The following is a 278-nucleotide window of genomic DNA, read 5'->3' on the forward strand; positions in this document are numbered from 1 at the left end:
CAGGATTATTGGATTAATGCAACAACAGATAAGACAGACAAAATATTACCTGATATAAAAGACGGTGGAGAATCCTTTATCAAAGAAATGCTACTCTCCCAGTTTGATTATGTTTATACCAATAAGGAAGCCCAAAAATTATTACTCTGGAGTTTATCTGAACCTCGAAAGTCATTAAAAAAACTAATTGATACCCAGGAAGAAAACGGAGAACATATTTTTAAATATATTTTCCATCCTTATTTTAAAGGAAATTCAGAAGATTTTCGAGCAATTAT

At 30.6% G+C, this 278-nt stretch carries 1 pseudogene; it reads left to right on the forward strand.

Annotated features, from left to right (window positions below):
• Window positions 1–278: pseudogene (locus tag SB679_RS23925) on the forward strand (TetR/AcrR family transcriptional regulator); the annotation flags it as partial.

This window comes from Chryseobacterium sp. SIMBA_029 (genome assembly GCF_046535275.1).
Lineage (GTDB): Bacteria > Bacteroidota > Bacteroidia > Flavobacteriales > Weeksellaceae > Chryseobacterium.